The sequence below is a fragment of the Paraburkholderia sp. genome (assembly GCF_034668105.1).
GTDB lineage: Bacteria > Pseudomonadota > Gammaproteobacteria > Burkholderiales > Burkholderiaceae > Paraburkholderia.
The window spans coordinates 1-9,237 of the sequence record NZ_JAXDPY010000042.1 but is presented as its reverse complement, the minus strand read 5'-3'; the positions used below and the strand labels follow the sequence as shown (position 1 = coordinate 9,237).

The window sequence follows — 9,237 nt, the reverse complement described above, 5'->3', positions numbered from 1 at the left end:
CCAAATTCGGACCCATCATTGGGCCGCCTTCGCCAAGGGTTACAACGGACCCACCTACGCCGTGAACAACTATGACTCGAAGCTGGCCAACGCGTTTGCTTCGATCAGTAACCGCCGCCATGGCGCGCGGCTGCCGCCATAATTCGTCCAAGGTTGGGACAGCCCTGGATGCGAACGTTCATATCTCCCGCCACAGTGAGGGCTACGAAGGCCGCAGTTGCAGTCATGGTTAAAGGTGCGATGGGACACCCAAATCCGTATGACCAGGGTATTCACCTAGGGAAATACGCCTAAACAATTCCTGGCTCACGCCGATAAACGCGATGTGGCAACTAGCTGTGAGGGCGCGATAGGGTCTCATTGATCCGGCGCATTGGCCTGCTCACTGCTCAAGATGTCGAAGCGCGTTGAACACCTCTGCGACGACATTGATTTGCGTCGTACAGCGCGCTGTACACCCCCATGTTCAGACGGTCGAAGCCTGTCCCGTCCGCTCACACTTTCCTCTTTCCGATCATCCGCAAATGAAGCTTTCCCTTGCCCATAAGCTATGGCTGCCGCTCATTCTGAGCCTGCTCTGCCTTGCCGGCCTGGCGATTTACAGTTCATATCAAACAAAAGAAACGCAACTGAACGATCGTAAAGCGGACATGCAGCATGCAGCGCAAATTGCACTTGGCGTTGTCAAGACCTTCGGCGATCAGGCAAGCGCCGGCACCCTGACCGACGCTGAAGCGAAGTCGCGTGCGGTGGATGCGCTGCGCAACCTCCGGTTTGGCGACGATGGCTATTTCGTCATCGTCGACTCGCATGTCGTCGTGGTAATGAGTCCGTTCCATCCTGAGCTGACCGGCAAGGACGTCAGTCAATACCGCGATCCCGACGGCGTGTACGTTTTCCAAGCCATGGTCGACGCGGTCAAGGCCGGCGGCAACGGGTTCTCCGCCTACGCCTTTCCACGCCCCGGATTGACCGAAGCCGTTCCGAAAATTGCGTACAGCGTGAGCTACAAGCCGTGGAACTGGGTGATCATGACATCGCTCTATGTCGACGATATCGATGCGGCGTTCCGGTCGGCGGTCTATAAGAGCCTCGGGTTGCTGATCGTGCTGGCCTGCGCGTTGTCCACAGTGGTCGTGCTGCTCAATCGCGGCATCATTCGGGCGCTGGGCGGCGAGCCGGCGTACGCCGCCGAAATCGCCAATCGCATCGCCGACTTTGATTTGACAGCGACGGTCGAGATCGCGCCCGATGATCGATCGAGCCTGCTGTTCTCCATGAAGCGCATGCAGGAACGGCTCACGCGCACGCTCGACACAATCAAGGCTTCCGCCAGTTCGATCGCGTCTGCCACGCATCAGGTTGCCGCGGGCAACACCGATCTGTCGCAACGCACCGAAGAACAGGCCGCGTCGCTCGAGGAGACCGCGTCGAGCATGGAAGAGCTGACCGCGACGGTGCGTCACAACGCGGACAACGCGCAGCAGGCGACCACGCTCGCCACCACGGCTTCGGGCATCGCGCAGCGCGGCGGTGAGGTGGTCGGACGCGTGGTCGACACGATGCACGGGATCGCCGACAGTTCATCGAAGGTGGGGGAAATCATCACCGTGATCGAAGGTATTGCTTTCCAGACCAACATTCTCGCGCTGAATGCAGCGGTCGAGGCCGCGCGCGCCGGTGAGCAGGGGCGCGGCTTTGCGGTGGTGGCGGGTGAGGTCCGTACGCTCGCCCAGCGCAGTGCGAGCGCGGCCAGGGAAATCAAGGCGCTGATCGGTGAATCGGTGGATCGGGTGCAGGCCGGCTCGAAGCTTGTCGGGGAAGCGGGCAGCACGATCAACGAAGTCGTCGTGTCGGTACGCCGCGTGACCGATATCATCGGCGAAATCTCGTCGGCATCGGCAGAACAGCGCACCGGCATCGAGCAGGTCAACCAGGCCGTCAGCCAGATGGACCGGGTGACCCAGCAGAACGCGGCACTGGTCGAAGAAGCGTCGGCGGCCGCCCATGCGATGGCCGAACAGGCGCAGGCACTGCGTGACGCGGTGGCCGTCTTCAGGATCGCCGAAACAGGGACCGACGCGTCACGAATGGTTGTCGAGCACAATGAACCGCGTCGGCCAGCCCCGACAGTTCGCCGGGCCTCGCACGCAACCTTGAGAAAGCCAAAGACGGCGCCGGTTGTTGCAGACAGGAACACGGTGGTCGCGACCGATACCGGTGTGGCGGACTGGCAGACCTTCTGAGCGCGTCTGCAATGAGCACTGCGGCGAACGGGCTCGGCAAGCGTACCGGAACGATCTCAGGCACGGCGCAAAATTCACGTCCGCTGCACCAAAAGGCGTTGAACTGACCAGTCCGCTCGCGCTGACTGCTATAGGCGTTGAATCTTCGTGATGGGCGCTCCCCTCCGCTTTGGCGCATCGATGCCGTATCGGATGGGGGCGTCTATTCCATTAGATCCGAGCCCGTCTCCGGTGCGCCGCCTTTCGTACAGAGGTGGTCGAGAAGGTGCATCGCCGCTATCGGCAAAGGCGCGGTGGGTTTGAATAACAGCTTGAGCTGCCGCCCGGCCCACGGTTCGTCGAGTCTCACTGTCACGTAGTCAGCATGGTCACGTTCTGCAAGTGCGATTTCCGGGATGATGGCAATTCCCAGTCCGGCAATCACCATATTGCGAATCGCCTCGAAGTTTGTGACCTGAATGGCGAGCCGCATGGGGCACCCCAGCGCTTTGGCCGCCTGGGTAGCAAGGGCCAGAATCGAGGCGCCGTCTTGCATGCCGACGTGCTCGTAATCAAGGGTCTCTGCGAATTTCACCATTTTACGTCGACCCAAGGGGTGGTCCGCTGGCGTGATCAACACGAGTCGATCCGTGCGGAACGGCCGTTCCGACAGGCGTTCATCGACGTAGGATGCCGCACATATGCCTATATCCGCATCCCCGCTGAGTACGTCTTGCGATACCTGGTCGCTGAGATGCTCGACAAGTCCGATCTGAACACCGGGAAAACGATCGACAAACGACTTGAGTTCCTTCGGCAAATAATGCGCCATTGCCGTCAGGTTGACGGACAGCCGCACCAACCCTCGCACTCCGTCTCTATGCTGGCCCATTTCATTTTCGATTTCCTGCAAATGGTCCATCACGATCTTCGCTCGCCGATATAGCGCGAGGCCCGCAGGCGTCGGCTCGACGCCGCGGCTGCGTCGATGCAGCAACGGCGTCCCGGCGGCCCGCTCCAGCTCCGAAATGCGGCGGCTGACAGCGGACACTACAACATTCCCCCGGTCGGAAGCGGCGGAAATGCTTCCTCCTTCAATCACAAAAATAAAGAGCCGCAAAGTCTCAATATCGAAACGCATGGTCAAACAAATCCTTCACATAAACTTGGGTCGAAGAGCTTTGCCGGACCGCGACGGCACGTGTCGCGAACGGTCAATTCAGTCCCACCCGTGGCCTGCTATCCTCACCGCCAGGCATTTCCCGCGCTTTCGATGTTGGATAACCATGGTTGACTCCCAAACCCTGCTGGAAAAGAGTTGGCAGCGACACGTCGTTTCGCAACTGGATGACGATTATTTCTTGCTGTATGTCGACCGGCCCCTGCTGAACGAGGTGACGAGTCCCAGGAATTCGATAGCTTACGCGGTGCCTCGCGCCAGCCGTGGCGCGCTTCATCGATATTGGCGACCGCCGACCATAATATTCCCACAACCAATCGCCTTGCGGGCATGCACAACGAAGCGGCCACGCGGCAATTCGCGGCGCTACAGCAGAATTGCAGCGAATACGCTCTGCGCTTTTCGAAACTGACGGACCGCAGACCATAGCGAGCGAATCAAAGTGTTCGAAAAGTCCCACTTCGCCGCTGAGCCGTGGTTGGCTTGACGCGAGACCAGGAAAGTGAAATCAGAGCATTACCGGAGACAATCAGTGCAGATCGAGCAGCAAAACGTCATCCCTTCGCCAAGCTGGTACGCGAATCTGACTTCAACACATTGGAAAACCCTGGCGGGCGCTTTCCTTGGATGGATTTTCGACGGTTACGAGGCGTTAGCCCTCGTGATCGTGCTCGGGCCGCTGCTTCATTCCGTTCTCACCCCCGAGCAAGCGGCGTCGACGCCGTTCTTCAGTGGCGTGGTTATCGGCATAACGCTGCTAGGTTGGGGTATTGGTGGACTGGTCGGCGGGATTCTTGCCGACTACGTGGGACGTAAGCGCATGATGATGTGGTCGGTATTGTTCTACGCGCTGCTGACCGGGTTGACCGCTTTTTCGCACACGATCTGGCAACTCTGCCTGCTGCGATTCGTGACAGGTTTGGCGATGGGCAGCGAGTGGAGCACCGGCATCGCGCTCGTCGCCGAGACATGGCCAAAAGAGGCGCGGTCCAAAGGCGCGGGATTTCTCCAATCCGGGTTTGGCTGGGGCACCTTGATCGCCGCGGTTATCTGGTACGCCCTCAATGTGTTCGATCCCCTGGGTCCGGACAACTGGAGACTGATGTTCATCGTCGGTGCGTTGCCTGCATTCTTCGTGCTTTACATTCGTAGAGGGGTCGATGAATCGGAGAAATGGATCGAGGCCGTACGCACCGGTCAATGGGGCGCGACGGACGCCTCGTCGGGGCCCCGCGGCGGGAAACGCCCCTTCACGCTGAAGCAGGTGTTCAGCGAAGGCGAGTCTGTGCGGCGGATCGTGCTGACATCCATCCTGTCCATTGTGACGATCGCCGGATGGTGGGCGGTTTCCAGCTGGCTTCCGGCATACACGCGGGCCATTGCCGCGGCGCAAGGCCTCGCGGGGCACGGGCAATGGGAGTCGCGCGTTTCCATCCTGTACACGATAGGTGCCATCGTCGCCTACATTCTCTCGGGCTTTCTGGCCGATGCACTTGGACGACGGTGGTTTCTGTTCTGGACGTTCCTGGGCTCGCTCGTCACCACCATCATCGTCTATGGTTATGTGTCGTCGGTGGGCAGTATGCAGATTTTTGCGCCGCTGAACGGATTCTTCACGCTCGGCTGCGCCTTTGCCTGGTTGGCCATCTATCCGGCTGAGTTGTTCCGATCATCGGTACGATCCACGGCAGTCAGTTTCATTTTCAATTCGGCACGCATGGTCGCGTGGTGCTTTCCGATTTTTGCGGGCACGATGATCAAGTCGTTCGGTGGTATCGCTCATACCGCGCTCGCTTTCGGTTCTGTGTACGCGATAGGTCTGTTTCTGCCGTGGTTCTTGCCAGAAACCAAAGATCAGGAGTTTCTTGACTAGCGTCTCCGACCAGGAATTGCTTATGGCGATGCTCTGTTCAAGCTTCGTGCGGAGAGGCGTTGACGGTGTGCGCGGCACGGTGATTGCTCCGTTTGTGATCAAGCAGACGGTGACGTTTGTGTCTTTATTCCAGTCCGATCGAGGAGGGGCAGATCATGAGCAAGGCAACCAGCACATTAATCGCGGCTCTCGCCGCACTTACACTGTCGGGTGGTGCTTATGCACAGGCGGCCGCAGGCTCAAGCGGCAGTGGTTCGGCAGGCAGCACAGCTAGCCCGGCGAACCAGGTTAACCGGGCGAACGATGCGGGCGGCTACGGCGCGCCGAGCTCCACCAACTCGGACAGCGGCATGGCCGCCGGCGCGCCGAACTCGGGATTGCCGAGTAGCACGAACGGAAACTCGACCTCTGGCAACAGCGCGCCTAAGAGCAACAACACGCTCGCAAGGCCGAGTGTAGTGTCGCCGGCGGCAGGTCAATAACGGTTGGTAAAGATGACAACCCGCCGCGAATAAGCGCAACGCAAAGCGAATAAGCGCATTGATCGCATGGGGCGTAAGCCTCGTGCGTGATCCGTTGTATGAAAGGCCGCTGCTCTCACGGACAGCGGTCTTTTTTATCTCGAACCTTTTCCGTTACGGTATTGAAAGGCAATTCACACCTGAGCTCGAAGCACATGGCACAGTTGAACATGGAGGAGCTGGTGTGGCTTGTCGAGTCCGCTGAAAACGCGAGCGGCATAGGCCCCGAACCCGCACAGAAGCCGCACGCGTGATGTGCTCACAGACAGTTTGCTAGCCGAAGCATTGCCTGCCGTTTCAATGGCCGCTGGCCGCGGCCCAACCCGATGGCCTTGCAAAAAGAAGAGACGATGCAGCGCGCCGAAGAAAGCGCCGCTCAGAAACTCGCGAACGCGTGCACAAGCCGATTAAACGCCCCGGCATTCGACACATTCATCCCATGCGACGCACCGGCGATAGTTTGCCTTTCCGCATAGTCGATCCATTCCGCGAGCTTTTCGACGTTGTTGCGGAACATCCGCGGGCTGCGCTGCCCCTCGATCAGCAACGTCCTGCATTTCACGTCGCGTGCCGTTTCACGGGAATAGGCGGGCAACGGATCGCGCAGTTGCTTGGGCAGCGTGCCCGCGTTGTCGATCGCCATGGTGCGGAACGCAAGCGGACTCTTGCGCCATGAGCCCGGCACGCTGACCGAGTCGACGAACAATTCGAGTCCCGCGTCGATCTGCTGGCCCTCGATGAGTTCGGCGACCCGCGCGCGCAGCACATTGGTCGTGCCCGGCAGCGACGCGTCCGGCATCCCTTCGAGCTGTAACGGACCGCCCGGGTCCGCGAGCGTCAGGCTCTTCACGAGCCGTGGATTTTCACGCGCAACATGAAACGCCACACAGCCGCCACGCGAATGCCCGACCAGATGCACGGGCCCAAGGTCGATCGCCTCGATGAACTCGGCCAGTTCGGCAACGTGCGTCTGCCAGCCGAATTCCCCTTGAATGCAAGCCTCGCTGGCCGGCCAGTAGTGGCTCAAGCTCACCGAGATGCAGCGGAAATGCTGCGACAGCGCCGCGGTCTGCGCATCCCAGTAGCGATAGTCGCAAAGCGAGCCGTGCACGAAGATCAACGGTTCTCCCTCGCCGCGCTCGAGATACGGCACGCAGATGCCCGAGGCGATCGTCGCGAAGGACAATTCCTGCAGGGCAAGCACTGAGGGGTCGGTACGGGCGTTCATTGAGTAGCTCCTTGGTGATCACTATGCCCGATGCCGCCAACTTAGAAAATCGCGTAATATTGATCGAATCTATCTATTTTTCTGATACCAGCCCATTGAAAGCACTCGACCTGGATGTCATGACGATGATCGTCGCCGTCGCCGACACCGGCAACATCAGCCGGGCGGCGGAAGTCGTGCATCGTTCGCAATCGGCGGTGAGCATGCAGATCAAGACGCTCGAAACCGCGCTGGGCAAGCCGCTGTTCGTCCGCAAGCCTAGAAGCGTGGTGCCGACGCAGGACGGCGAAGTGCTGCTGACCTACGCTCGCCGCATGCTCGCATTGCGCGACGAAGCCTGGGCGGCGGTGGTCAGGCCGGACGTGACGGGGCGCGTGAGTATCGGCGTGCCGGACGATTACGCGTCGTCGTTGCTGCCGCCGATTCTGAAGAAGTTTTCCGCGAGCTATCCGAAGGTGGAGATTCAGGTCGTCGGTTTGCCGAGCGTTGCTCTCGCGCCCATGGTGAAAGATGGCTCCGTCGACCTCGTGTGCGCGACGCGGGTCAAGGGCTTGTCAGGCGAGTTCATCCGGCTTGAACCGATGGAATGGGCCGCGGCGCCGAGCGCCAACGAAATCTGGCGTGAGCGGCCGCTGCCGATCGCCGTGTTCCTGCCGGGCAGCGTGGCGCGGGAAAATGCGATTCGCAGCCTCGAGCGCGCGAAGATTCCTTATCGGACCTCGTATGAAAGTCCGAGTCTGCTGGGCCTCCTGTCAATGGCCGAAGCGGGCCTGGCGATTGTGCCGCTCGCGCGGTGCGCGGTGCCGGCGCACTTCACGCTCCTTGGACGCGCGCACGGCTTGCCCGAAATTACCGCGCTCGAAATGGTGCTTGCACGAAGCACGGCCTCGAAGCGGCCGCCTTGCGATTTTCTGGCGGAGAAGATTCTGGCGGAGTTGCGGCGGTAGCGGCGGGTGACGCTGGCTGAAATAAAGAAGTCACGGTCAGCGAGATCTTTCGCGCGCCAAGATGTTTCAGCCCGGTAACTCAAGCCTTGCGCGGCCCGGGTACATTGTTGCCATGCCTTGTCCAATCGCTGTCTATGCGCTTCCACCTCGCCAAACATGAGCAACCTACGATCTGTCACCCACGCCTCCGCGGTAGCCGCGCGGCTGCCGACAACGCGCCGCATCGACTATTTCGCCGTGCTCGCTTCATAAAACGTTACCGGCTGTTACGAAACGCGTTCATCGATTCGGACCCTGTCGCCGCGCTTTCAATGTGCTTGCGCCTGTCGCGAGCTATGCGGTTTGAACAATCCGCCCGGCTTGCAATTAGCTAACACCATCTAAAGGCCGTTGATTTGTGACAACGCACGAGAACCGTGGCATGTTCCCAAAAAACCAACTGAGCATCACGCTGCGCCCGATCATCAACGGCAGCATCCGTTTCTGGAGAGACCACCTATGAGCGAAGCCGTGTCCAACCCACCAAAGCGTTCCCGGCGCGGGCTCATTATCTTTGCGATTATCGTGCTGGCGCTGATCGCGGTTGTCGCTGTCCATCTGTTGACGCGCAAGAAGCCCTCACGCGAGGTCGCGCCCATTGTCGTGACCGTCGCAAGCGCGACACTTGGCTCGATGCCGGTCACGTTGAGCGAACTCGGCACCGTCACGCCGATCGCCACGGTTACCGTGCTGCCGCAGTTAAGCGGCTACCTCACCGCCGTCGGTTATCACGAAGGCCAGGAGGTGCAGAAAGGCCAGTTCCTCGCGCAGATCGATCCGCGCCAGTATCAGATCAGCAAGCAGCAGGCGCAGGCGACACTCGCCAAAGACCGCGCGACGCTTGCTCAGGCGCGCGCCGATCTGGTCCGCTATACGCAGTTGAACGAACACAAGTCGATCGCGCAGCAGACCTTCGCGGATCAGCAATTCCTCGTGCAGCAGGACGAGGCTGCGGTGAAAGTCGACCTGGCGAACATTGCGCAGTTCGATCTTGACCTCGCTTATTGCCGCATCACAGCACCGGTTTCCGGGCGCGTCGGCCTGCGCCTCGTCGATCCAGGCAACTACGTTACCGCTTCGTCATCGCCGGGTATCGTGGTCATCACCACCATGAAACCCACCACCGTGCAATTCACGGTGCCGCAAGACTCGCTCGCGAGTGTGCTGCAGCGCATGCACGGCGGCGCGAGCCTGCCGGTCACCGCCTACAGCAGCGACAACTCG

General features: G+C 60.2%; 8 protein-coding genes. 6 read left to right on the top strand and 2 right to left on the bottom strand.

Going from position 1 to position 9,237, the window contains the following annotated elements; genetic code table 11:
• Positions 1-4: 4 nt before the first annotated feature.
• On the top strand, positions 5-142 hold the full coding sequence (locus tag QOC89_RS02225; RefSeq protein WP_323043525.1) for an N-acetylmuramidase domain-containing protein: 138 nt from the start codon (positions 5-7) through the stop codon (positions 140-142).
• Between the two features lie 382 nt (positions 143-524).
• Complete coding sequence (locus QOC89_RS02220) at positions 525-2,246, top strand: methyl-accepting chemotaxis protein (protein ID WP_323043523.1); 1,722 nt, start codon at positions 525-527, stop codon at positions 2,244-2,246.
• Between the two features lie 202 nt (positions 2,247-2,448).
• Here QOC89_RS02220 and QOC89_RS02215 read toward each other — a convergent pair whose 3' ends face one another.
• A complete protein-coding gene (locus tag QOC89_RS02215) occupies positions 2,449-3,366 on the bottom strand; it encodes a LysR family transcriptional regulator (RefSeq protein WP_323043522.1) in 918 nt (305 codons plus the stop codon).
• Positions 3,367-3,937: 571 nt separating this feature from the next.
• Here QOC89_RS02215 and QOC89_RS02210 point away from each other — a divergent pair.
• Positions 3,938-5,278 (top strand): MFS transporter, encoded by a 1,341-nt coding sequence (locus QOC89_RS02210; protein WP_323043521.1) that lies wholly within the window; start codon positions 3,938-3,940, stop codon positions 5,276-5,278.
• A gap of 155 nt (positions 5,279-5,433) precedes the next feature.
• A complete protein-coding gene (locus QOC89_RS02205) occupies positions 5,434-5,760 on the top strand; it encodes a hypothetical protein (protein ID WP_323043520.1) in 327 nt (108 codons plus the stop codon).
• A 415-nt stretch (positions 5,761-6,175) separates the two neighbouring features.
• Here QOC89_RS02205 and QOC89_RS02200 read toward each other — a convergent pair whose 3' ends face one another.
• Entirely contained in the window at positions 6,176-7,027 is an 852-nt protein-coding gene (locus tag QOC89_RS02200) for an alpha/beta hydrolase (RefSeq protein WP_323043519.1), read from the bottom strand.
• A gap of 125 nt (positions 7,028-7,152) precedes the next feature.
• On the opposite strand from QOC89_RS02200, the gene QOC89_RS02195 reads away from it, so the two are divergent.
• Positions 7,153-7,974, top strand: coding sequence for a LysR substrate-binding domain-containing protein (locus QOC89_RS02195; protein ID WP_323043524.1), 822 nt, complete (start codon positions 7,153-7,155; stop codon positions 7,972-7,974).
• Between the two features lie 498 nt (positions 7,975-8,472).
• Positions 8,473-9,237: efflux RND transporter periplasmic adaptor subunit (locus tag QOC89_RS02190; RefSeq protein WP_323043518.1), on the top strand; the 765-nt coding region annotated here is incomplete at its 3' end.